20 protein-coding genes and 1 pseudogene are annotated in these 22026 nt (G+C 72.1%); 6 read left to right on the plus strand and 15 right to left on the minus strand.

Translation table 11 applies throughout. The annotated features are described in order from the left end of the window. Positions 1-27: 27 nt before the first annotated feature. From argJ to ACWEKM_RS02310, 5 genes are all read right to left on the minus strand, one after another. A complete protein-coding gene (argJ, locus tag ACWEKM_RS02290; protein WP_451619250.1) occupies positions 28-1179 on the minus strand; it encodes a bifunctional glutamate N-acetyltransferase/amino-acid acetyltransferase ArgJ in 1152 nt (383 codons plus the stop codon). Between the two features lie 148 nt (positions 1180-1327). Next, complete coding sequence (argC, locus tag ACWEKM_RS02295; protein ID WP_451619251.1) at positions 1328-2356, minus strand: N-acetyl-gamma-glutamyl-phosphate reductase; 1029 nt, start codon at positions 2354-2356, stop codon at positions 1328-1330. Positions 2357-2432: 76 nt separating this feature from the next. Then, entirely contained in the window at positions 2433-2864 is a 432-nt protein-coding gene (locus ACWEKM_RS02300; RefSeq protein WP_451619252.1) for a GtrA family protein, read from the minus strand. After that, a complete protein-coding gene (locus ACWEKM_RS02305; protein ID WP_451619253.1) occupies positions 2864-3814 on the minus strand; it encodes a glycosyltransferase family 2 protein in 951 nt (316 codons plus the stop codon). The genes ACWEKM_RS02300 and ACWEKM_RS02305 overlap by 1 nt, the downstream gene beginning before the upstream one ends. A 22-nt stretch (positions 3815-3836) precedes the next feature. Continuing rightward, positions 3837-6560, minus strand: coding sequence for a YfhO family protein (locus tag ACWEKM_RS02310; RefSeq protein ID WP_451619254.1), 2724 nt, complete (start codon positions 6558-6560; stop codon positions 3837-3839). Between the two features lie 503 nt (positions 6561-7063). On the opposite strand from ACWEKM_RS02310, the gene ACWEKM_RS02315 reads away from it, so the two are divergent. Beyond that, positions 7064-7315, plus strand: coding sequence for a hypothetical protein (locus ACWEKM_RS02315; protein WP_451619255.1), 252 nt, complete (start codon positions 7064-7066; stop codon positions 7313-7315). Beyond that, positions 7312-7791 carry a DUF6314 family protein gene (locus ACWEKM_RS02320; protein ID WP_451619256.1) on the plus strand — a complete coding sequence of 160 codons (480 nt, stop codon included), beginning with the start codon at positions 7312-7314 and terminating at the stop codon, positions 7789-7791. Before ACWEKM_RS02315 ends, ACWEKM_RS02320 begins: the two co-directional genes overlap by 4 nt. Here ACWEKM_RS02320 and ACWEKM_RS02325 read toward each other — a convergent pair. Both ACWEKM_RS02325 and ACWEKM_RS02330 read right to left on the minus strand, forming a co-directional pair. Continuing rightward, positions 7773-8366 (minus strand): histidine phosphatase family protein, encoded by a 594-nt coding sequence (locus tag ACWEKM_RS02325; RefSeq protein ID WP_451619257.1) that lies wholly within the window; start codon positions 8364-8366, stop codon positions 7773-7775. The two genes, ACWEKM_RS02320 and ACWEKM_RS02325, sit on opposite strands and share 19 nt — an antisense overlap. Positions 8367-8439: 73 nt before the next feature. Further along, positions 8440-8877 carry a GNAT family N-acetyltransferase gene (locus ACWEKM_RS02330; RefSeq protein WP_451619258.1) on the minus strand — a complete coding sequence of 146 codons (438 nt, stop codon included), beginning with the start codon at positions 8875-8877 and terminating at the stop codon, positions 8440-8442. Positions 8878-8952: 75 nt separating this feature from the next. Between ACWEKM_RS02330 and ACWEKM_RS02335 the strand changes: the two are divergent. Together ACWEKM_RS02335 and ACWEKM_RS02340 are read left to right on the plus strand one after the other, a co-directional pair. Then, positions 8953-9367 (plus strand): annotated as a pseudogene (locus ACWEKM_RS02335) (EamA family transporter); the annotation flags it as partial. A gap of 18 nt (positions 9368-9385) precedes the next feature. Continuing rightward, positions 9386-9589 carry a DUF1918 domain-containing protein gene (locus tag ACWEKM_RS02340; RefSeq protein WP_451619259.1) on the plus strand — a complete coding sequence of 68 codons (204 nt, stop codon included), beginning with the start codon at positions 9386-9388 and terminating at the stop codon, positions 9587-9589. On the opposite strand, the gene ACWEKM_RS02345 is transcribed toward ACWEKM_RS02340, so the two are convergent. Further along, the gene (locus ACWEKM_RS02345) at positions 9590-10879 is read right to left on the minus strand and encodes a glycoside hydrolase family 10 protein (protein WP_451619260.1); all 1290 of its coding nucleotides are present in this window, start codon (positions 10877-10879) and stop codon (positions 9590-9592) included. Positions 10880-11047: 168 nt separating this feature from the next. On the opposite strand from ACWEKM_RS02345, the gene ACWEKM_RS02350 reads away from it, so the two are divergent. Beyond that, positions 11048-11917: a 3-hydroxybutyryl-CoA dehydrogenase gene (locus tag ACWEKM_RS02350; RefSeq protein ID WP_451619261.1), complete on the plus strand. Its 870-nt coding sequence runs from the start codon at positions 11048-11050 to the stop codon at positions 11915-11917. Positions 11918-12112: 195 nt separating this feature from the next. Further along, complete coding sequence (locus ACWEKM_RS02355) at positions 12113-12370, plus strand: hypothetical protein (protein ID WP_451619262.1); 258 nt, start codon at positions 12113-12115, stop codon at positions 12368-12370. A gap of 176 nt (positions 12371-12546) precedes the next feature. Here ACWEKM_RS02355 and ACWEKM_RS02360 read toward each other — a convergent pair whose 3' ends face one another. The 7 genes from ACWEKM_RS02360 to ACWEKM_RS02390 all read right to left on the minus strand — a co-directional run bounded on the left by ACWEKM_RS02360 (position 12547) and on the right by ACWEKM_RS02390 (position 21964). Continuing rightward, positions 12547-13080 carry an NUDIX hydrolase gene (locus ACWEKM_RS02360; protein ID WP_451619263.1) on the minus strand — a complete coding sequence of 178 codons (534 nt, stop codon included), beginning with the start codon at positions 13078-13080 and terminating at the stop codon, positions 12547-12549. A gap of 57 nt (positions 13081-13137) precedes the next feature. Further along, positions 13138-14478, minus strand: a complete 1341-nt coding sequence (locus ACWEKM_RS02365) for a transcriptional regulator (protein WP_451619264.1) — start codon at positions 14476-14478, stop codon at positions 13138-13140. A gap of 204 nt (positions 14479-14682) precedes the next feature. Further along, on the minus strand, positions 14683-15816 hold the full coding sequence (locus tag ACWEKM_RS02370) for a PP2C family protein-serine/threonine phosphatase (RefSeq protein WP_451619265.1): 1134 nt from the start codon (positions 15814-15816) through the stop codon (positions 14683-14685). 248 nt (positions 15817-16064) lie between these two features. Continuing rightward, positions 16065-18608, minus strand: a complete 2544-nt coding sequence (gene pheT / locus ACWEKM_RS02375) for a phenylalanine--tRNA ligase subunit beta (protein WP_451619266.1) — start codon at positions 18606-18608, stop codon at positions 16065-16067. Next, positions 18608-19732: a phenylalanine--tRNA ligase subunit alpha gene (pheS, locus tag ACWEKM_RS02380; protein WP_451619267.1), complete on the minus strand. Its 1125-nt coding sequence runs from the start codon at positions 19730-19732 to the stop codon at positions 18608-18610. Before pheS ends, pheT begins: the two co-directional genes overlap by 1 nt. Positions 19733-19876: 144 nt before the next feature. Then, the gene (locus tag ACWEKM_RS02385; RefSeq protein WP_451619268.1) at positions 19877-21013 is read right to left on the minus strand and encodes an ATP-binding protein; all 1137 of its coding nucleotides are present in this window, start codon (positions 21011-21013) and stop codon (positions 19877-19879) included. A gap of 90 nt (positions 21014-21103) precedes the next feature. Continuing rightward, complete coding sequence (locus ACWEKM_RS02390; protein ID WP_451619332.1) at positions 21104-21964, minus strand: TrmH family RNA methyltransferase; 861 nt, start codon at positions 21962-21964, stop codon at positions 21104-21106. Positions 21965-22026 lie beyond the last annotated feature (62 nt).

Consider the following 22026-nt stretch of genomic DNA (forward strand, 5'->3'; position numbering starts at 1 on the left):
GGGATCCGCGACAACCAAGCGGGCACGTCAAGAGCTGTAGGCGCTGTTCTCGTGGACATAGTCGGCCGTCAGGTCGTTGGTCCAGATCGTGGCGGTCTCGGTTCCTGCCGCGAGGTCCGCCACGATGTGGACCTCGCGGTAGCGCATGTCGACCAGGGCGCGGTCCTCGCCGACGCCGCCGTTCCTGCACACCCAGACGCCGTTGATGGCGACGTCGAGCCGGTCGGGCTCGAAGGCGGCGCCGGTCGTGCCGATGGCGGCCAGCACGCGGCCCCAGTTGGGGTCCTCGCCGTGGACGGCGCACTTGAGGAGGTTGTTGCGGGCGATGGCGCGGCCCACCTCGACGGCGTCGTCCTCGGTGGCGGCGCCCACCACCTCGACCTTGATGTCCTTGCTGGCGCCCTCGGCGTCCTGGATGAGCTGCCGGCCGAGGTCGTCGCAGACCTGCCGTACGGCCTCGGCGAACTCGGCGTGCTCCGGGGTGATGCCCGAGGCGCCGGAGGCGAGCAGCAGCACGGTGTCGTTGGTGGACATGCAGCCGTCGGAGTCGACCCGGTCGAAGGTGACCCTGGTGGCGGCGCGCAGCGCGCGGTCCAGCGTCTCGTCGTCGGCGACGGCGTCCGTGGTGAGGACGACCAGCATGGTGGCGAGGCCGGGGGCGAGCATGCCGGCGCCCTTGGCCATGCCGCCGACGGTCCACCCCTTTCCGGTGGCCACGGATGTCTTGTGCACGGTGTCGGTGGTCTTGATGGCGATGGCGGCCTTCTCGCCGCCGTGCTCGGAGAGCTGGGCGGCGGCGGCCTCGACGCCCGGCAGGAGCTTGTCCATGGGCAGCAGCACGCCGATCAGGCCGGTGGAACACACGGCCACCTCGACGGCGCCCCGGCCGAGGACCTCGGCCGCCTTCTCGGCGGTGGCGTGCGCGTCCTGGAAGCCCTGGGGGCCCGTGCAGGCGTTGGCGCCGCCCGAGTTGAGGACGACGGCCGAGACCTGGCCGCTCCTGAGAACCTGCTCGGACCAGAGCACCGGGGCGGCCTTCACGCGGTTGGAGGTGAAGACCCCCGCGGCGGCCCGGCGGGGCCCGTCGTTGACCACGAGGGCCAGGTCCGGGTTGCCGTTCTCCTTGATCCCGGCGGCGATGCCCGCCGCCGTGAATCCCTTGGCTGCCGTGACGCTCACTGCATCTCCTTGTTCGCTTCTGTGCCCGTGCGGCACAGCGGTGCGGCTTTCTCTCCCGGTGCCTCAAGGGCCTGGGCGCTGCCCCCGGTCGTCCCCGGCCCGGTGGCCGCACCCGCTCCCCCGGTCACCGCCGGCAGGTGCGCCCCGCTCACGGTGCGACTCCGATCGTGGACAGCCCCGTGGTCTCGTCGAGCCCGAGGGCGATGTTCATGCTCTGGACGGCACCGCCCGCGGTGCCCTTGGTCAGGTTGTCGATGGCGCTGATCGCGATGATGCGTCCCACGGCGGCGTCATACGCGACCTGCACCTGAACGGCGTTGGAACCGTGGACGGACGCCGTGGCCGGCCACTGTCCCGCGGGCAGCAGGTGGACGAACGGCTCGTCGGCGAACGCCTTCTCGTAGGCGGCGCGCACCGACTCGGCGGTGACCGGCCCGCGGGTCTTCGCGCTGCATGTGGCGAGGATGCCGCGGGGCATCGGCGCGAGGGTCGGGGTGAAGGAGACGGCGACCCGCTCGCCCGCCACGGCGCTGAGGTTCTGGATCATCTCGGGCGTGTGCCGGTGACCGCCGCCGACGCCGTACGGCGACATGGACCCCATGACCTCGCTGCCCAGCAGGTGCGGCTTGGGCGCCTTGCCCGCGCCGGAGGTGCCGGAGGCGGCGACGATCACGGCCTCGGGCTCGGCGAGGCCCGCCGTGTACGCGGGGAAGAGGGCGAGCGAGACGGCGGTCGGATAGCAACCGGGTACCGCGATGCGCTTGGACCCCTCCAGCGCGGCGCGGGCACCCGGCAGTTCGGGAAGGCCGTACGGCCAGGTCCCGGCGTGCCCGGAACCGTAGAACCGCTCCCAGTCGGCGGCGTCCTTGAGCCGGAAGTCGGCGCCCATGTCGATGACGAGGACGTCGGGGCCGAGCTGCTCGGCGACGGCGGCGGACTGCCCGTGGGGCAGGGCGAGGAAGACCACGTCGTGCCCGGCGAGGGCCGCCGCGGTGGTCTCGGCCAGCACCCGGTCGGCCAGCGGCAGCAGATGCGGCTGGAGCGCGCCGAGCCGCTGGCCGGCGTTGGAGTTGCCGGTCAGGGCACCGATCTCGACCTCGGGGTGTGCGAGGAGCAGCCGCAGGACCTCTCCGCCCGCGTATCCGCTCGCTCCGGCCACCGCCGCACGTACCGCCATGTCACCCTCCTCCTGGATGGCATGACTATACGTTTCGCTGCACGTTTATGCAATCCTATGCGGCATCCCCGTTCTCCTATGCGGCATCCCCTTCGGGGACCCGGGGCAGCATGACCCAGCGGGAGACCACGAAGGTCACCGGAATCGCCGCCACGGACGCGAGCAGGGGCGCGAACCGGCTGCCCACGTGCAGCACGCCGACGATCACGTACACACCCGCCGTGGTGATCAGGAAATTGGTCGCGTTCGTCAGCGGAAACAGCAGGAATTTCCGCCAGGTGGGCCGGATCCGATAGGTGAATCGGGCATTGAGAAAGAAAGACCCGACCATACTCAGCAGGAATGCCAGAACATGCGCGAAGAGATACGGCAAACGCATCAGGAACAGCAGGTAGAGACCGTAATACGTGCCCGTGTTCACGACGCCGACGACGGCGAAGGTGAGGATCTGCCGCGGCAGCGGCCGGGCCGCCGAGCGGGGCGTCGGGCTGGTCGTCGCGGCACGCATCAGGGGATGAGGTCCTTCGTCCGTTCCACGTTGGTCGCCTTCACCAGGAAGTGCGGGCGCCCCTTGACCTCGTAGTAGATCCGGCCGGTGTACTCACCGATCACCCCGAGCATGATCATCTGCACCCCGGCGAGGGCGGTGACGGCGGTGATGATGGTGACATAGCCAGGCGCGTCCACGCCGTTGACGAGCGCGGCGCCCACGATCCACGCCGTGTACACGCCCGCGCACAGCAGCAGTCCCATGCCCAAGTAGAGGGCGGCGCGCAGCGGCCGGTTGTTGAAGGAGAGCAGTCCGTCGAGGCCGTAATTGAGCAGGCTGCGCAGGTTCCAGGAGCTGCGGCCGTGTTCGCGCACCGCGTTCGTGTAAGCGAAGGTGGTGCTGGGGAAGCCCACCCAGGCGAACAGGCCCTTGGAGAAGCGGTTGTACTCGGTGAGGTCGAGGACCGCGTCCACCACGCGCCGCGACAGCAGCCGGAAGTCGCCGACGCCGTCCACGAGTTCCACGTCCACGAGCCGGTTGACCGTCCGGTAGTACAGGCGGGCGGTGAGGGTGCGGGCGACCCCCTCGCCCGTCCTGGTCCGCTTGGCTATGACCTGGTCGAAGCCCTCTCCGCGCAGCTCCACCATCCGCTTGATCAGTTCCGGCGGGTGCTGGAGGTCGGCGTCCATGACGATCACGCAGTCCCCGGTGGCGTGCCGCAGACCGGCGAGCAGGGCCGCCTCCTTGCCGAAGTTGCGGCTGAAGGAGACGTATCGCACGCGCCCGTCGAGGTCGGCCAGTTCCTTCAGGACGGCCAGCGTCCGGTCGCGGCTGCCGTCGTCGACGTACACGAACTGGAGGTCGTGGCCGAGGGGCAGCAGTTCCTCCGCGACCTTCTGCACCGCTTCGTGGAAGCGTCCGAGGACGTCCTCCTCGTTGTAACAGGGCGCGACTATCGAGATGAGCATGGGTTCTTCCCCTTGGGGCGGGTCACAGAGCGTGGGTGAGTCGCTCGGGCTGTTCGTTCAGGGTCGTCCGCGGTGCCGCGGCCCGCCGTCGGCGGACGGCACCGAGGACGCAGAGCAGGATCAGGGTCAGCAGCGCAACGCCCCCCACCGTCGCGCCCAGCCGCAGTCCCGGAGGGTGGAACGTGCAGCTCAGACTGGTCGCGGAACCATCCAGGGGCACCGCGATCAGCCCGTAGAACTCCCCCGCGGGCCGCTCCTCGGCGCCGCCCGCGGCGCACCGCCAGCCGGCGATCCGCGGTGCCGCGACGACGGCGGTCCCCTTGCTGCCGGCGGGAAGTTCGGCCCGCAGGGTGCCGTCGCCGACGGTCACCTTGGTGGCCGCGGTGGCCCGCAGCCCGTCGACGGCGGTGCGCAGCGCGGCGGTGTCCAGGCAGCCGACGGCACCGCTGTCCGGCACCCGGCTGGGCCGGTTAGGGGTCAGCTCGATCCGCAGCCGCCCGGAGGCCGGGACCGCGCCGAGCGGCTGCATGGTGGCGATCTGGGTGCCCATGGCGTCGGACCGGAACAGGGTGGCCGGACCGCCGCCGTCGAGCCGCGCGGTTCCCGAGAAGTGTGGCGCCCACAGGAACGCCTGGTCGCCGGCCGTGCAACGGGCCGTGATCGTGGGCTCGGGCAGACCCGTGCCGCGGGCGGGGGCGGTGACGAGCAGCCCCGGATCGCCGGCGTCGCCGCGCTGCGGCGGCTTGCCGGTGGCGGTGGCGGTCGTGCCGGCGCCAGCGCCGGTGGCAGTGCCGACGCCGGTGGCGGTGCCAGCGCCGGTGCCGGTGCCGGTGTGCATCGTCGCGCGGGGCAGGGTGTAGACGCGGCTGCCGAGCAGCCGTTCCTGGTTGCGGTACGGAGACGGCCCGAAGGCCGTGGCCGTGGTGTCGGCCGGGGTGCCGGGCGGGCGCACGGTCACCAGAGAGGGCACCTGCTCGCGGGACACGGTCACCGGGCCGCCGCCCTGCGGCAGCCAGCGCTGGTGCGGGTCCGGCGGGGAATGCACCCGCGCGCCGACGGAGAAGACCGCGTCCGTGACGGGGTTGTCCAGGCTCTGCAGGCTCCGGCCCCGCGAGGTCCAGCCACCGCCGAGCGCGGTGAGGGTACGGCTGAGCACGTCGGAGGTGAGGCTGCTGTAGTACTGGGCGCCCTGGCCGCCCACCATCAGCGGATCGTTGCCGACGGTCTGGTTCCGGCCCGGTTCGGTGCGGTAGCGGGGCCAGCCGTCGACGCTCGCGACCGCGTCGGCCTGCACTTGCTGCCGCTCGCCCCAGGGCGCGTAGTCGTCCAGGTGGGCGAGGCGCTGCCGGCTGTCCACCGCGGAGGTCGCGGCGGTCTCGCCGAGCTGCCCGCCGACGAGCAGTGCGACGGAGCAGCCGACCACTGCGGCGCGCCGCCGACCGGCGGACGGCAGGCCACGGCCGTCCCAGGCGAGCAGGGCGAGCCCGCCGAGCGCGCCCACGACGGCGAGCAGGAACACCGCCCATGTGTAGCGGTGCACCAGCGCGCTACGGCTCGCGACGGCGGCGATCAGCGCGAGCAGCGCGCTCGCCGCGCCCAGCGCGCGCCAGTCGGGCGGGCCGTAGGAGAGGGTGTGCCAGGCGGCGATGACCAGCACCGCGCACAGGACGAACGCCTCCCGGTAGGCACTGCCCTGCGGGGTGGTGAAGGCGTGCCAGACCAGCTGTGTCGGCGGCCACTGCAACGACAGGGTCACCACGATGACCAGCAGCGTCCAGCCCACGCGCACCCGCCGGGGCGCCGCCCGGTGGAACGGCAGGGCCAGGGCGAGCAGCAGTGCGGTGACGCCCACGTACAGGGCCGGGGTGCTGAAGCTGTACGTGGTCGGCAGCAGCCGGGCCAGCAGGTCGTCCAGGGCGACCGGGACGAAATGCCCGTCACGGCCCGGGTAGGCGTGCTTGGTGCCCAGGTACACGACCGCCACCAGCGGTGCGGCCAGACCCATGCCGAGCGCGACGGTGCCGGCGGCCCGGCCGGCCGCCGCCAGCGCCTGCCGGCGCGCGAGCCCGGCGAGCAGCAGCCGGAGCAGCAGCACCAGCCCGGCGGCGAGGGTGGCCATGTAGGCGGTGTAGAAGTTGGCGATCCAGGCGAGCGCGACGATCAGCACGCCGAGGACCGGCCGCCGGCGTTGCAGCGTCCACTCGCCGACCAGGCACAGCAGAGGCAGGGCGATCAGGCCGTCGATCCACATGGGGTTGTAGATGGCGACGGCCACGCCCCAGCCGCACAGGGCGTAGGAGGCGCCCAGCAGACCGGCCGCCCACCAGCGGCCGGGGCGCAGGGCGAGCAGCAGCCAGGCCATGGCGGCGCCGGCGGTCGCCGTCTTCGCCACGGTGACGACATACACCGCGAGATCGATCTGGTCCCGCGGGAACACCGCGACGAGCAGGGCGAACGGGCTGCCGAGGTAGGTGCCGATGTCCGGCAGGAAGCTCGCGCCGAAGCCGGACTGCCAGTTGAAGAGGAGCCCGCCGTCGGCCCGGCCGTGCAGCAGGTCCCAGAGGTGGGCGTGGAAGGGCACGTACTGGTTGCCCAGGTCGTTGACGCTGCGGGTGCGGGGGCCGAACGGGAAGCAGCGGGCGAGCGCGTCGCCCGCGCAGAGCGCGGTGACGGTGATGGCCGCGGCGAGCAGGGCTGCGGTTCGCCCGGTGACGCGGCTGTCACCGGGCGGGATCGGGCGGTGCATTCTCGGGAGGCCCCCAGGGAAAAAATACGGGACGCACGGCGTCTCGGCCGGGGTTGTCCGTCCCCGCACTTCGCCGATTCGCCGGGTTAGACGGACCCGGTTTACGGATGGTTGTGTCACCAACGCAAAATCATGCCCGGAATTCCGAATTCTTGGGCGTTTCAATAACCTTCGCTGACCCTGGGGAAACAACAGCTTTCGGGAACATGTGCGGGATGTGAATGCGAGCGATCGGCCCGGTGACCGGCGCGCACGGACGACGGCCGGGAACGGACACCCGAGATGCCGGGTATGCCCGCGGACAGTCGACGCCGAGGCCCGCCGACGGGTGACCGGCTCGCTCACCGGCATCAGCCCCGAACGCGGCCACCGGATCGCCGCCCGGGTCTTCGGGGAGAGCTACGCCCGGAACAGGGCTCGCGCCCCCGACGCTCCAGTCGGTGACGCCGGGGACACGTCAAGGGGATCGGCGCGGGAATGTCCGGGGACGTAGGGTCGACGGCATGGATGCGCTGCTGCCGTACCTGGTCCTGTTCGGGGGGCTCGCCGTCGTCCTGGGCTTCTTCACCTGGCTGGCACGGCTGATCCGGCGCCGCGGCGCCGCCGGAGCGGGGGTCGGTGCCGCGCTGGCCGCGTACGAGGAGGCGTTCCGCGCCACCAGCCATGCGTCGCACTACGAGATCCGGGCCGAGGCGGAGCGCAAGGCGCCCACGGGCTCCCCGGACGGCCCGCGGCCCGGGACGAGGAAGGCGTGAGCCGGCCCTGGGACGCGGGCGGCCCGACGGCGGGCGACGGGTTTCGGCCCGTGCCGGACGTGCTGGCGTATCTGGCCGGGCGCTGGCATGTGGCGCGCACCGTGCGGGATCTGACGGGCGGCGACGAGGGCCGCTTCGCGGGCACGACCGTCTTCGGCCCACTGGCCGGCGGCGGGTTGCTGCACAAGGAGTCCGGCACGTTCACCTGGCGGGGAGTGCCACGGCCCGCGGAGCGGACCCTGCGTTTTCTGCCGGGCGCCGTCGCGGGCACGGCGGATGTCCGCTTCGCCGACGGGCGGCCCTTCCACGACCTGGATCTGACCTCCGGCCGCCATGTCGCCGACCACCCGTGCGCGGCGGACCGCTACCGGGGCGAGTTCACCGTCCGGGACGCGGACCACTGGCGGACGGTGTGGCACGTGGGCGGCCCCGCGAAGGACCTCCTGCTCGTCACCGACTACGGGCGCGCGGCCTGAGCCGACGCTCCGTCTACGCGCAGAGTCCAGCGGCCCGCCCGGCCGGACACTGTGGCCGTGGACAGCGGCCGGACGTCGATGCTCCAGTACGTCGCGGGCGGCGCCTTCAGCACATAGACGAGGGCCGCGCGGATCACCGAGGGCTCGGCCACGGCGACGATACGGCCGCCGTCGTCGGCAGGGCGGGTGTCCAGCCAGCCGCCGACCCGGGAGATGAAGGCCAGCAGCGACTCGCCGCCGTGCGGGGTGGCGCGCGGGTCGGCGAGCCAGGCGTCCACCGAGTCCGGCTCCTGGGCCATCGCCTGGCCCAGGGTGAGTCCCCGCCAGCGACCCATGTCGCAGTCGCGCAGGGCCGGTTGCAGGAGCGGCGCGTACCCCAGGGCGTCGCCGGTCGCCCGGCTGCGGGGGGTCGGCGAGCAGTAGCGCAGTTCGGCCGCCGCCAGCGGCCGCAGCTCCCCCGCGACTCGCAGCGCCTCGTCCCAGCCCGCCCGGTCCAGCGGTCGGTCGTCCTCGAAGCGCTCGGCGAGCAGCGATGAGCTGCGCGCGGCCGCGACGAACGTCACCCGAAGTGGCATGCGGTGATGGTGGGCCGCTCACGTACCCGGGTCAAGGGGGCATGGCCCGGGAGCCACCGAGGGTGCGAGTACGTCACTCGGCAACGCGCACCATCCACTGGTCCGGCCGGTGGAGCGGGGTGAAGCCCAGCTTCGCGTAGACCCCGTGCGCGTCGTCGGTGGCCAGCATGAGGCGGCGCAGTCCGAACGGCCGCAGGTGCTCGACCACGGCTCCGACCAGCGCGGTGCCGATGCCCTTGCCGCGCGCCGACCGCTCGACATAGACATCGGCGAGCCAGGCGAACAGCGCCCGGTCGGTCACCACGCGCGCGTACGCCACCTGCTCCCCCGACGCCGTGTCGTACACCCCGAAGTTGAGCGAGGAGGCGACCGCGGTCTCGTGCTTCTCGCGGGGGCGTCCCTTGGCCCAGTAGGCGTCGGTCGACAGCCACCCGTGCACGCGCTCCACGTCGATGCGCTCGCGGTCGGCGGAGAACTCGTATCCCTCGGGCAGCCCGAATGCGTCGTCCATGCGGCGATGCTCCCAGTCTCCCGGCCACACGTCGATCGGATTCCCCGCGGCCCACCGCTGACGGTGCCGGGCCTCGCCGTGGCCGGCGCCGCGGCGATACCCGCCTGCACCGTGCAGCAGAGCGGCGGATCGCTCACGGCCGCCGGCGGCCCTCTGTTCGCGGTGCTGCCGGTGTGCGCGGCCGCCCACACCGAGGGCGTCCGGCCTGCCCGGGTCATGCCGGGCCGACAGGTGATCGACTGGGCCCTGGTGCCGTGCCTGCCACTGCCCCTGCCGGTGCCGGTGCCCGCCGACGCGTCGACGCTGTCTCGTCGTCCGGTACCGGGGCATGGCGGCCGTCGGCATCCCGAAGGCCAGCCAGTTGCAGTTGGCCCAGCCGCTGCTCACACTGGTGTGGTCGGTGCTGCTGCTGGGCGAGCACCTCACGGCGGCCGCTGCGCCGACCGCCGCCGCGGTGCTCGTGTGCATCGCCGTCACCCAACGATCACGTTCGTGAGGAGGCCCGCAGATGCGTGCAACCGTGGGCGACCAGCTTGTCCAGCACGGCAGGGTGGTCGGCCAGCACGACCAGGTCTCGGAGGTCATCGAAGTGATGGGCACCGAGGGCAACCCGCCCTACCGCGTGCGCTTCCCGGACGGACACGAGGCCGTGATGGCTCCCGGCCCCGACTGCGAGATCCGCCACCGGAACCAGGAACCCCAGGCCCAGTAGTCAGCGCGGGGGACTCGTCGGCTGCCGGTAGTGGTCGGCGACGACCCGCGCCATCGCCCCGATCGGATCCCGCGCCAGGTCCTGGGCGGCGAAGAAGACATGCCCGCGCACCTGCGCGTGGCCGGCGGCGAGGGTGAGGTGCCGGGACAGCTCGGCCGGGTCCTGCCACTCGGCGGGCTGCCCCGTCGCGCCCGCCTTGTACAGTGCCTCGCCGATATAGAGGCGCGTCCTCGTGCCCCTCGCCACCTCGGCCCACCAGGACACGAGCCTCGCGTAGTCGGCGGCGGCGAAGCCGATGTTCCAGTACAGCTGAGGAACGATGTAGTCGATCCAGCCCTCCCGGACCCAGGTGCGGGTGTCCGCGTGCAGGTCGTCATACGTCTGCACACCGGCCCGGGTGTCCGAGCCGCGGCTGTCGCTGGACGCGTTGCGCCACACCCCGAACGGGCTGATCCCGAACTGGGTGCCGGGCCGGATCCGCCGGATCCGCGCGGCCGTCTCGCGCACCAGCTTGTCGATGTTGTCGCGGCGCCAGGTCGCCCGGTCGGCGAAGGCACCGCCGTACGCGTCGTAGGCGGCGTCGTCGTCAAAGCTCTGCCCGGCGACCGGATACGGGTAGAAGTAGTCGTCGAAGTGGACGGCGTCCACGGGGTACCTCGCCACCGCGTCCAGCATCGCGTCCTGCACAAAGGCGCGGACCTGCGGCAGACCGGGGTTGTAGTACAGCTTGCCGCCGTAGCGCACCACCCAGTCCGGGTGTCTGCGGGCCGGGTGGGAGGCGACCAGTCGGGCGGGGTCGGCGTGCAGCGCGATCCGGTACGGGTTGAACCAGGCGTGCAGCTGAAGACCGCGGGCGTGTGCCTCGGTCACGGCCGTGCCGAGCGGGTCCCAGCCCGGGGATCTGCCCTGGGTGCCGGTGAGGTACTCGGACCACGGCTCGTGGGGCGAGGGCCACAGCGCGTCCGCGGTCGGCCGCACCTGGAAGATCACCGTGTTGAGGCGGTCGCGGACGGCCCGGTCGAGGTGGGCGATCAGCTCGGCGCGCTGCGCGGCGGCGGTCAGGCCCGGCTTCGAGGGCCAGTCGAGATTGTCGACCGTCGCCAGCCACACACCCCGCAGTTCGGCGGCGGCCCGCCGCCGCGCTGCCGCCGCGCTGCCCGGCGCCGGCGCACCGCCCGCCGGCGCACCGCCCGCCGATGGCACGCTGCCGGGTGCCGCCGCCGCGCCCGGTGCCGTCACCAGTGTCGACAGCGCCGCCGCCGAGAACGCCCGGCGTGAGACCGGCCTCATCTGCGCACCCCCATACACCATGGATCCGTACCGTCATGGACCGTCACGGGCCCCAGGATGCCCTACCCGGGCGATCGATCATCGATACTTGGGAGTAACGTGCACGATCGGAGCAGGCGCCCGACCCATGAGGCGCCGCACCGGCCGTGGATCAGCGAAGGGGACGATGTGACGGGCAGCTCAGATATCGCACGGGTCGGGGTGGTCGGCTGCGGTCAGATGGGGGCGGGCATCGCCGAGGTCTGCGCCCGCGCCGGTCTGGACGTCAAGGTCGCGGAGACCACCGGCGAGGCCCTGGAGATCGGCCGCACCCGGCTGTTCACCTCCCTGGCCAAGGCCGCCGAGCGCGGCAAGATCAGCGAAGCGGAGCGGGACTCGGCGCAGGCACGCCTCGGCTTCACCACCGACCTCGGCGAGTTCGCGGACCGCGACCTGGTCATCGAGGCCGTCGTCGAGAACGAGCAGGTGAAGACGGAGATCTTCCAGGTGCTCGACCAGGTGGTGACCCGCCCGGACGCGATCCTTGCCTCCAACACCTCCTCCATCCCGCTGGTGAAGCTGGCGGTCACCACGGGCCGCCCCGACCAGGTCGTCGGCATCCACTTCTTCAACCCGGCCCCGGTGCAGCAGCTCGTCGAGCTGGTCCCGGCGCTCACCACCTCCGAGGGCACGCTCAGCCGTGCTCAGCTGTTCGCGGAGAAGGTGCTGGGCAAGCACGCCATCCGGGCCCAGGACCGGTCCGGTTTCGTGGTCAACGCACTGCTCGTGCCCTATCTGCTGTCCGCGATCCGGATGTTCGAGTCCGGCATCGCGGGTCGCGAGGACATCGACAACGGCATGGAGCTGGGCTGCGCCCATCCGATGGGCCCGCTGAGGCTGTCCGACCTGATCGGCCTGGACACCATCGTCTCCATCGCCGACTCGATGTACCAGGAGTACAAGGAGCCGCTGTACGCCGCTCCCCCGTTGCTCCAGCGCATGGTCGAGGCGGGCCGCCTCGGCCGCAAGTCCGGCTCGGGCTTCTACACCTACGGCTGATTACCCGCAGCGACGTCGGACGGGCCCGGCACCGGATTCGGTGCCGGGCCCGTCCGTTTCACACACCGTGTGCGCACCGGACCCGTATATTCCCCTCGCACACGCTCCCCGCGCGCCCACCAGGCGAGTTGACTCCTCATGCGCATGCAAAGGAATGCGGAACACCCACGTTCGACTACGGAAAGGAGTGGACCCGTGACCGCCGAACCGGAGCATCCCGTGGTTCCTGGAGAACTCGCAGAGTTACGGCGCCGACTCGATGTGGCCTACGCCCGTGTCGAGGGAGGTCTGGCGCTGCTCAGCCATCGCACCGAGGAGACCGCCAAGGAGCTGGACGAACTGAACACCCGTATGACCTCGCTGGAACACGCGCGCTGGCCGCTGTCCTCGGTCGCCGCGCTCACCTCCCTGGGAGTGCTCGTCGTGACGGTCTGGCAGGTGCTGGCCCACTGAGCGGGTCCGGCGAAGTCCGCCCCATAGCCATAGGGGCGCGGGGCTGCCATCACTATGCGGCTCCGCCGCGGTGGGGGTCCCCTCTGTTCGAGCGGAGCCGAGAACCTGGGGGAGCGACCGGCCACGACGCTGCCGCAGACGAACGACGGCGCATCATGGCCCGTCCAGCGGAGCGCCTAGTCCGCGAGCCGGAGATGGTGCAGCAGGAGTAACGCGGCCGCCATGTTGGCGGCCGGGACCTCTCCGCGGGCGACCAGGTCGGGGACCAGCTTGAGGGGGACCCATTCCCGGCGGTCCGACTCGAAGTCGTCCACGGGGTGTCCGATGTACTCGCCCTCGTCGGCCCAGTAGATGTGGTGCCGCGCGTCGGTGAGGCCGTTGGACGGCTCCACGCTCATGAGATGGTGCAGGGGTCCCGGCCGCCAGCCGGTCTCCTCCTCCAGTTCCCTGGCGGCCGCGCGGGCGATGTCCTCGCCGTCCTCCACGACTCCCGCCGCGAGTTCCCACCCCCAACTGTCCGTGATGAAGCGGTGGCGCCACAGCAGGAGGACCTCGTTGGCCTCGTTCACCACCGTCGCCACGGCCACGGGCCGCAGCCGAATCAGGAAGTGGTCGAGGTGCCGGCCGTCCGGCAGCTCGACATCTGCGAGATTGACGCTGAACCAGCGGTTTGCATACACAGTTTGTTCGTTCTGTTTCGTCCACTGCACGGTTCTGCCACCTTCCGCCGAGTAAGTGGCAATATCGCAGCAGTGGCTTGGACTGGCCTACAGCGGAACGCGCAGCGCCCCATCGATGAGTTCGGCGGCCTCGGCGGTTCCGGCGCAGCCGCTGCGCGCCAGATGCTCACGCACCGCGCGCAGTCGGTCGCGCAGGCGCCGGGACTCCATCCCCCGGGCCTGCTCGGCCATCTGCACCGCCATGGCCACCGCGGTGTCCGCGTTGCCCTGGCGGAGTTCGATGGTGCTGAGCATGGCCAGCCGGTGCACCCGGCCCCGGTCGTGGGCCGGGTTGCCCACGGCGGCCGCGGCATGCTCCCGGGCCGCCGCCAACTCGCCCAGGCTGAGCAGCGCCTCGGCCACCTGGACGTTGACCAGACCCGGCTGGACATAGCCGGTCTCGTCGGGTTCGTATCCGCGGCGGATGCGTTCGGCGGCCGTCTCGGCCCGCCGGATGCAGGACAGGGCGCTCGTGCCGTCGCCGAGATGGGCGTACGCCTTGGCCTGCATCGCGTACAGGTCCGAGGCCAGGGCGGGCGTGATGTGCTTGCCCGCGGCGCGCAGCGCGGCCTCGGCGAAGGCGACGGCCTGCCGGTACTCCCGCATGAACAGCGCCTGGTTGACCAGGAGCGCGATGACATACGCGCCAAGTCCCCGGTCCCCGCTGGCCTTCGCCAGCCGAAGCGCCTGGTGGAAGTAGCGCTGGGCGAGTCCGTGCGCGTCGGAGTCGTAGGCGCAGATCCCGGCGATCGCCACCAAGGCGCCGGTGGCCCGGTGCACTTGACGGCCGGTGGCATCGGTGTAGCCGCCGCGCAGCAGCGGGGCCGCCTCGGCGTTCAGGAAGCCGACGATGCGGGTGCGGGTCGCGATGCCACCGGCCTTGCGGTACAGCTGCTCGTAGTGCGCGCGGGCGGCGCGCAGCATCTCTATGTCACCTGGGGTGACCCGGTGTCCGCCGCCGCGCGAGACGTCCACGTCCTCGGGCGGGTTCTCCCACTCCCACACGGGCATCACCGCGGGCGTGCCGGTCACGGCGGGCGCGCCGAGCACCTGCGGGCGCTGCTGCTCGTCGGAGCGCCACAGCGCAGTGGCGCGCTCGACGAAGCCGGACAGCGAGGTGCCGTGCGGGGTGGCGGGTTCGCCCGGGACACCGAGGCCGATGTCGTCGAGCGTGACGGGCCGGTGCAGCCGGGCGGCGAGCACCTCGCAGATCAGGTCGGGCACCTGGCCGCGGGGCCGCTGGCCCTTCAACCACCGGGCGACGGCGGTGTGTTCGTAACGGAGAGCGAGACCCCGCGCCCGGCCCGCCTGGTTGACATGGGCGGCGAGACCGGCGTGCGAGACGCCCGCCTCGTCCAGGATCGCGTCGAGCAGAGAGTTGGGCTGCATGGATGCCCCCCGGGTGGCCTGGTGCCGTCAGCGTAGTACGTAAGGATTCACACGGGGTGTGAACGGAGTACGCGGATCCGGGCGGTACGCGCGCTGTCGCAGAGCGTGTTCAGCCGGTTGACTGACATGCCTCGCAAGAGGCCGGCCGGGCCGCCGGCTCCCCCTCGTACCGCGGCGGCCTGGCCTGCGACTCGGCCGTGCGACCTACGGCGGTGCCGCCAACGGTGCGTTGTCGGCCGCGGGTTGTGGGGAGCCGATAGCGCGGTTCCCCGCGCCCCCGGAGGGCGCGCCGCGCTTCGCCCGCCCCCTTTCGTTCCGGAGGATCAGCACGGCGACGTCGTCCGTCACGGAGCCGGCGGTGTGGCGGAGCAGGGACGTGAAGACCGTGCGCAGGACGGCCTGCGGGGAGACCGGGTCGTCGCGGGCCGCCTCCGTGAGGACCGTCGGCAGCGAGAAGAAGCGGCCCTGCGCGTCCCGCGCATCCTCCGCTCCGTCCGTGTACAGGACCAGGGACGCGCCGGTGACCAGATGACCGCAGAACACGGGGTCCAGGTCGCGCGGCAGCGGGAACGGGCCGAGCGGCGGCAGGGGTTCGGCGCGGCTGAGCGGCTCGATGCCCTGGTCGCCGAGCAGATACGGCCACGGGTGACCGCAGTTGAGCGCGCTGAGCGCACCGTCCCGGCGGATCTCCAGGAGGAGTACCGTGACGAACTCCTCGGCAACCGGGGCGCCGGGATCCTGGCCGGTCGAGGGGTGCTCGGCGCGGGCCCGCTCGCGCAGATGCCGGGCCAGGGCCCGGTCCAGTCGGCGCAGCACGCAGCCGAGTTCGGGCTCGTCGTGGACGGCCTCACGGAAACTGCCGAGGACGGCCGCGACGGTGGCCAGGGCGGCGAGACCGTGGCCGCGTACGTCCCCCATCACCACTCGGACACCGTGCTCGGTGGCGATCACCTCGTACAGGTCGCCACCGATGGCCGCACCGCGGTCGGCGGAGAGCTGACCGGCGGCGACGAGGAGGCCGTCGAGGCGGGCCGGCGGGGGCCGCAGCAGCACGCTCTGCGCGGCGCCCGCGACCCGGCGGGCCTGCCGCAGCTCACCCAGCAGGGCCCGGCGGACATGGACCATGAGCCCGGTGCCGACCGCGAAGAACACGGCGCAGGTGACGATCCGCGCGCCGAACCCGTTCTGCTGGGCGAGCGGGCAGACCAGCTTGAACAGGATGGCCGCGCCGCCCCAGAGCGTGGGCAGTGCCAGGGTGCGGGCGCGGCGCGTACCGCGCCGCTCGGGACCGGCTGTGGAACCCCGTCGCGTGGGTGCCCGCGCCTTGATACGGATCATGCCGATGCCCCCATGGAAGCCCTGACAGCGCAGACGGACCGACCCCGAAAGGCCGGTCCGATTCTGTCGACGGCATGGCCCGGGAAGACCAGATCACCGGCGGTTGCCACCCGAACGAGTGAGCACCTTCGGCCTTCCCAGCATTTATGCAGGCAGGAGCGCCCCAAAGGGGTGTGCGGAACCGTGCGGGTGACCACGATGCGGCTGCACCCGAACAACAGCGCATCACGGTCCCACCGGCGGAACAGCTACCCCCGCAGCACCGCCCCTGTGCGCTCGCCCGCGAGGGCGACCGCGGCATCCCGGGCGACCGATGCCTCGTCCACCGTCAGCGTGCGGTCCGCCGCGCGGAAACGCAGCGCGTACGCCAGCGACTTCCTGCCCGCGCCGAGCTGCTCGGCGTTCTCGTAGACGTCGAACAGCCGGATGGACTCAAGGAGTTCACCCGCGCCCTCGCGCAGCGCGGCCTCGACGTCGGTGTTCGGCACGCCCGCGTCGACGACCAGGGCCACGTCCTGGGTGGCCACCGGGAAGGTCGAGATGCGCGGGCTCTGCACGAGCCCGGCACCCGCCTGCTCCAGGACGTCCAGGTTCAGCTCCATCGCGCAGGTACGCGCGGGCAGGCCGAGCGTCGTGAGGACGCCGGGGTGCAGCTCACCGGCGTACCCGATGACCTGCTCGGCCCCGTCGACGGCGACCGCCAGTTCGGCGCAGCGGCCCGGGTGCCAGGGTCCGTACTGCCCCTTGCGGACGATCAGGTCGGTCCCGGTCTCGCGGGCGAGCAGCCGCGCGGCCTCGACGGCGTCGGCCCAGTCGGCCGGGCGGCCCTTGCCCCACCAGCCGGCCTGCTCGCGGGCGCCCGCGAGGACGACGGCGGCGTGCTGCGGCTGCTCGGGCAGCGTCTCGGTGAGCGCGGCGATCTCCTCGTCCGTGGGACGCCGGTCGACGGGAAGCCGGACGGCGGCCTTCGGCTCCGCGTCCGGCGGGGTCTCCCCGGCTCGGACGGAGTCGACAGCGCGAGGATGGAAGACCAGCCCGGTCTCGAACAGCGCCAGGTCGTGCGAGCCGCGGCCGTCGTTGCGGCGCAGCGCGCCGAGCAGGCCCGGCAGCAGGGTCGTGCGGAGCGCGGGCTCCTCGTCGGAGAGCGGGTTGACCAGCTTGACCACCCGGCGGTTCGGGTCGTCGTCCGCGAGGGTGAACTGGTCGAGGATCTGCTCGCCGATGAACGGGTAGTTCAGCGCCTCGACATAGCCGGCGCCGGCCAGCGCGCGGCCGACCCGGCGGTGCAGCCGCTGCCGCTCGGTCAGGCCCAGGCCCGCCGGGGGCCTCGGCAGCGTGGCGGGCAGGTTCTCGTAGCCCTCCAGGCGGATGACCTCCTCCGCCAGGTCGTTAGGGTCGGTGAGGTCGGGCCGCCAGGACGGGGCGGTGACGATCAGCTCGTCCTGCCCGTACACGTCGCAGCCGATCTCCTGGAGGCGGCGGACGACCGTCTCCCGGCCGTAGTCGACGCCCGCGACCCGGTCCGGGTGGTCGGCCGGGATGGCGATGGTGCGCGGCGCGGACGCCGCGATGACCTCGGTGACGCCTGCGTCCGCGGTGCCGCCCGCGAGCAGTACCAGCAGATCGACCGTGCGCTGGGCCGCCGCGGACGCGGCCTTGGGGTCGACGCCCCGCTCGAAGCGGCGGGACGCCTCGGAGGAGAGCTTGTGACGGCGGGCCGTGCGCGCGATGGAGACCGCGTCGAAGTGCGCGGCCTCGATGACGACCTCGGTGGTGGTGCCGTCGATGTCGTCGATCTCGGTGTTGGCGCCGCCCATGACACCGGCGAGGCCGATCGGACCGCGGTCGTCGATGATGACCAGGTCCTCCGCGTCGAGGGTGCGGGTCACCCCGTCGAGGGTGGTGAGCTGCTCGTCGGCCGCGGCCCGGCGCACGCCGATCGTGCCCTGGACGCGGGCCCGGTCGTAGGCGTGCAGAGGCTGGCCCAGCTCCAGCATCACGTAGTTGGTGATGTCCACGGCCAGCGAGATCGGGCGCATGCCGGCCTTCTGGAGGCGGCGCCGGAGCCAGATCGGGGAGCGGGTCTCGGGGTCGAGGCCGGTCACGGTGCGGGCGGTGAAGCGGTCGCAGCCGAACGGGTCGGCGACCTGGACCGGGTACCCGAAGGCGTTCGGGGCGGGTACGTCGAGCAGCGCGGGGTCGCGCAGCGGCAGGCCGTAGGCGATCGCCGCCTCGCGGGCGACGCCGCGCAGGGACAGGCAGTAGCCGCGGTCCGGCGTCACCGCGATGTCGAGGACCTCGTCGACCAGCTGGAGCAGCTCGATGGCGTCCGTGCCGACCTCGTGCTCCGGCGGCAGCACGATGATGCCCTTGGAACTGTCGTCGCCCATGCCCAGCTCGTCGCTGGAGCAGATCATGCCGTGCGAGACCTTGCCGTAGGTCTTGCGCGCGGAGATCGCGAAGCCGCCGGGCAGTACGGCGCCCGGGAGGACCACGACGACCTTGTCGCCGACGGCGAAGTTACGGGCGCCGCAGACGATCTCCTGCGGCTCACCCGTCCCGTTGGCCTGGCCGACGTCGACAGTGCAGAACCGGATCGGCTTCTTGAAGCCGTCCAGCTCCTCGATGGTCAGCACCTGGCCGACGACGAGCGGCCCCTTGAGGTCGGCGCCGAGCTGCTCGACGGTCTCCACCTCAAGGCCGACCGAGATCAGCTTCTCCTGGACGTCGCGCCCGGTCTGAGTCGCCGGCAGGTCGACGTACTCCCGCAGCCAAGAAAGCGGGACCCGCATCAGATCTCCATCCCGAACGGCCGGGTGAACCGGACGTCACCCTCGACCATGTCTCGCATGTCTTCGACGTTGTGGCGGAACATCAGCATTCGCTCGATACCGAACCCGAAGGCGAATCCGCTGTACTTCTCGGGGTCGACGCCGCAGGCGGTGAGCACCCGCGGGTTGACCATGCCGCAGCCGCCCAGCTCGATCCAGCCCTCGCTGGAGCAGGTGCGGCAGGGCCGGTCGGGGTTGCCGACGGACTCGCCCTTGCAGACGTAGCAGAGCATGTCCATCTCGGCGGACGGCTCGGTGAAGGGGAAGTAGTTCGGCCGCAGCCGGGTCTTCATGTCCGGGCCGAACAGCGAGCGGACCATGTGGTCCAGGGTGCCCTTGAGGTCGGCCATGGTCAGGCCCTCGTCCACGGCCAGCAGCTCGATCTGGTGGAAGACCGGGGTGTGTGTGGCGTCCAGCTCGTCGGTGCGGTACACCCGGCCGGGGCAGACGACGTAGACGGGCAGCTCACGGTCGAGCAGGGCACGGGCCTGGACCGGCGAGGTGTGGGTGCGCAGGATCACACCGGAATCGCCGTGGTCGCCCGCCGGGCCCTGCACGAAGAACGTGTCCTGCATCTGCCGGGCCGGGTGGTCCGGGGTGAAGTTCAGCGCGTCGAAGTTGAACCACTCCGCCTCCGCCTCGGGGCCCTCGGCGACCTCGTAGCCCATGGACACGAAGACGTCCGCGACCCGCTCCATCATCGTGGTCAGCGGGTGCCGGGCGCCGGCCGGTACGCGGTCGTACGGCAGTGTGACGTCGACCGACTCCTCGACCAGGACGCGGGCGTCGCGCTCGGCCTCCAGCTCGCCCTGGCGGACGGCGAGCGCCTTGTTCACAGTGCCGCGGGTCTGGCCGACACGCTTGCCGGCCTCGGCCTTGGCATGCGGGGGCAGGGCGCCGATCTCGCGGTTGGCGAGGGCCAGCGGGGAGGCGGGGCCGGTGTGGGCGACCTTGGCCTCATGGAGCGCGTCGAGGGAGTCCGCGGCGGCGAAGGCGGCGAGCGCCTCGTCCCGCATGCGCTCGATCTCTTCCGGTTTCAACGCCTCGACCTCGACAGGGTCGTACGACTTATTGGGTGCCGACATTTCTTCCCGTGCTTCCGATTGGGCTGGCTGACGTGCCCCGTCTCCGATCGCGGACACGCTGTCCACGGATCTGGACGCAAAGGTGCCAAAGGCCGAGTCTAACGGGGCTCAGGGGGACGGATGCGCCCGCGGGTCCTCGGCGGCCTACAACAAGTGTGCCGGGGTGCCCACGGGCAAGGTAAATCGGAACTCCGCACCGCCGCCGGGGGCGCGGCCGACCGTGATGGTGCCGCCGTGGGCCTCGACGATGCCCTTGACGATGTACAGCCCGAGGCCGGTGCCACCGCGCTTGCTGCCCCGCCAGAAGCGGGTGAAGACGCGGTTCATGGACTCCTCCGGGATGCCGGTGCCCTCGTCGCTCACCGTGACCGACGTGCCGGCGTCCTCTCCTTCGCGCGGGGACGCGGCGGGCGTGACATCAATGGTGACGGTTCCCTCGCCGTGCCGCACGGCATTTTCGATGAGGTTGCTGAGCACCTGGTCGACCTTGTCGGGGTCGGCCCACAGGGCGGGCAGCGGCTGCTCGATGCGCAGCAGGAACCGGTCGGCGGGCTGCCCTGCGGCGACATACGCCTGGATGTGCCGTCCCACGGCCGCCCCCATGTCGACGGGCTGTCGGCGCACCTCCAGCCGTCCGGAGTCGATGCGGGAGATGTCGAGCAGTTCGGCGATCAGCCGGGTGACCCGGTTGGCGTCCGCGTCGACGGTCTCCAGCATCAGCCGCTTCTGGTCGTCGGTGAACCGCTCCCACTTGGCGAGCAGGGTGGCGGTGAAGCCCTTCACGGAGGTGAGCGGCGAGCGCAGCTCGTGGGCGACGGTGGCGATCAGCTCGGCATGGCTGCGCTCGGTGCGCCGTCTGGCTTCGGTGTCGCGCAGCGAGACGACGACGCGGTGGACCGGACCGGTGGGCTCGCCGCGCACGTACCGCGCGGAGACGAGGACCTCCCGGCCGCCGGGCAGCAGCAGATTGCGCTCGGGCTGGCGGACCCGGATGGCGAGCCCGCCGTAGGGATCGGTGAGCTGCCACCAGCGGCGCCCCTCCAGGTCCTCTAACGGCAGGACCTTCTCCAGGCGGCGGCCGAGGGCGTCCTCGGGACGTACGGCGGTGATCCGGGCCGCCGTCGCGTTGAAGCAGACAACGATGCCGTGTTCGTCGGCGACGACGAGGCCGTCGGGCAGTTCGTCGGGGTCGATGCCGAGTTCGGCGAGACCACCGTGCCGGGGCGCGGGCAGCCGTCGTACGTCCCGCCCTCCCGGCGCACTGCTCGTGCCGACGCTCATCCCCGCACTCCACCTCTCAGTCGGCGTGGGGCACCTCGCTGCTCCAGCGAAGCCGTGAGCTTGGGGGAAAGCCCCGGGCGGGCCACCCTACTAGCTCTCGGTGACGGAGCGGCACCCTCCGCAGGCGCGCTGTGCACGGGCCGACGCATACAGACATACGGCCGCGGCGGTCGCGAGGTTCAGACTCTCGGCTCTTCCGTGGATCGGGACGCGCACGACGGCGTCGGCGAGCGCCCGGGTCTCCTCGGGCAGCCCCCATGCCTCGTTGCCGAACACCCAGGCCGTGGGCCCGCCCATGGTGCCCTTGTCGAGTTCGTCGTCCAGGTCGTCGGGGCCGGCCCCGTCGGCGGCGAGGATGCGTACCCCGGCGCCTCTGAGCCCGGCGACGGCTCGCTCCACGGGGACGCCGACGGCGACGGGCAGGTGGAACAGGGAGCCGACGGAGGCCCGCACGGCCTTGGGGTTGTACAGGTCGACGGAGGCGTCGGTGAGCACGACGGCCTCGGCGCCGGCCGCGTCGGCGCAGCGCAGCACGGTGCCGGCGTTGCCAGGGTCACGCACATGCGCGAGGACGGCGACGAGCCGGGGCCGGGAGGCGAGGATCTCCTCGAAGGGGGTGTCGAGGAAGCGGCAGACACCGACCAGGCCCTGCGGGGTGACGGTGGTGGAGATGTCGGCGATGACCTCGTCGGCGGCGAGGTGCACCCGGGCGTCCGCGGCCCGGGCCGCGGCCACGATGTCCGCGTACCGCTCGGCGGCGTCGACGGTGACGAACAGTTCGACGAGCGTGGCCCCCGCGCCGGTCCGGTGCGCCGCCGCCTCCCGCACGGCCTGCGGCCCCTCGGCGAGGAACAGCCGCTCCTTCCCTCGGAAGTTGCGCCGACCCAGCCGCCGGGCGGCCGCCACACGGGCGGACCTGGGAGAGATCAACTCAGGAACGGCGGGGGACATCGTCTTCTTCACCTTCAGGAAAATTTCAACATGCGGCATTCGATACGGCTGCCCGTGCCCAC

It is taken from the genome of Streptomyces sp. NPDC004752 (assembly GCF_053601275.1).

Bases quoted from the DNA above. Each gene is read 5' to 3' on its own strand.
- ACWEKM_RS02345 (WP_451619260.1), bottom strand. From the start codon at position 10,879: ATGAGGCCGGTCTCACGCCGGGCGTTCTCGGCGGCGGCGCTGTCGACA.
- ACWEKM_RS02325 (WP_451619257.1), bottom strand. From the start codon at position 8,366: ATGCCACTTCGGGTGACGTTCGTCGCGGCCGCGCGCAGCTCATCGCTG.
- ACWEKM_RS02330 (WP_451619258.1), bottom strand. From the start codon at position 8,877: ATGGACGACGCATTCGGGCTGCCCGAGGGATACGAGTTCTCCGCCGAC.
- ACWEKM_RS02300 (WP_451619252.1), bottom strand. From the start codon at position 2,864: ATGCGTGCCGCGACGACCAGCCCGACGCCCCGCTCGGCGGCCCGGCCG.
- ACWEKM_RS02370 (WP_451619265.1), bottom strand. From the start codon at position 15,816: ATGATCCGTATCAAGGCGCGGGCACCCACGCGACGGGGTTCCACAGCC.
- ACWEKM_RS02315 (WP_451619255.1), top strand. From the start codon at position 7,064: ATGGATGCGCTGCTGCCGTACCTGGTCCTGTTCGGGGGGCTCGCCGTC.
- ACWEKM_RS02390 (WP_451619332.1), bottom strand. From the start codon at position 21,964: ATGTCCCCCGCCGTTCCTGAGTTGATCTCTCCCAGGTCCGCCCGTGTG.
- pheS (WP_451619267.1), bottom strand. From the start codon at position 19,732: ATGTCGGCACCCAATAAGTCGTACGACCCTGTCGAGGTCGAGGCGTTG.
- ACWEKM_RS02310 (WP_451619254.1), bottom strand. From the start codon at position 6,560: ATGCACCGCCCGATCCCGCCCGGTGACAGCCGCGTCACCGGGCGAACC.
- argC (WP_451619251.1), bottom strand. From the start codon at position 2,356: ATGGCGGTACGTGCGGCGGTGGCCGGAGCGAGCGGATACGCGGGCGGA.
- ACWEKM_RS02385 (WP_451619268.1), bottom strand. From the start codon at position 21,013: ATGAGCGTCGGCACGAGCAGTGCGCCGGGAGGGCGGGACGTACGACGG.
- ACWEKM_RS02340 (WP_451619259.1), top strand. From the start codon at position 9,386: ATGCGTGCAACCGTGGGCGACCAGCTTGTCCAGCACGGCAGGGTGGTC.
- pheT (WP_451619266.1), bottom strand. From the start codon at position 18,608: ATGCGGGTCCCGCTTTCTTGGCTGCGGGAGTACGTCGACCTGCCGGCG.
- ACWEKM_RS02305 (WP_451619253.1), bottom strand. From the start codon at position 3,814: ATGCTCATCTCGATAGTCGCGCCCTGTTACAACGAGGAGGACGTCCTC.
- ACWEKM_RS02365 (WP_451619264.1), bottom strand. From the start codon at position 14,478: ATGCAGCCCAACTCTCTGCTCGACGCGATCCTGGACGAGGCGGGCGTC.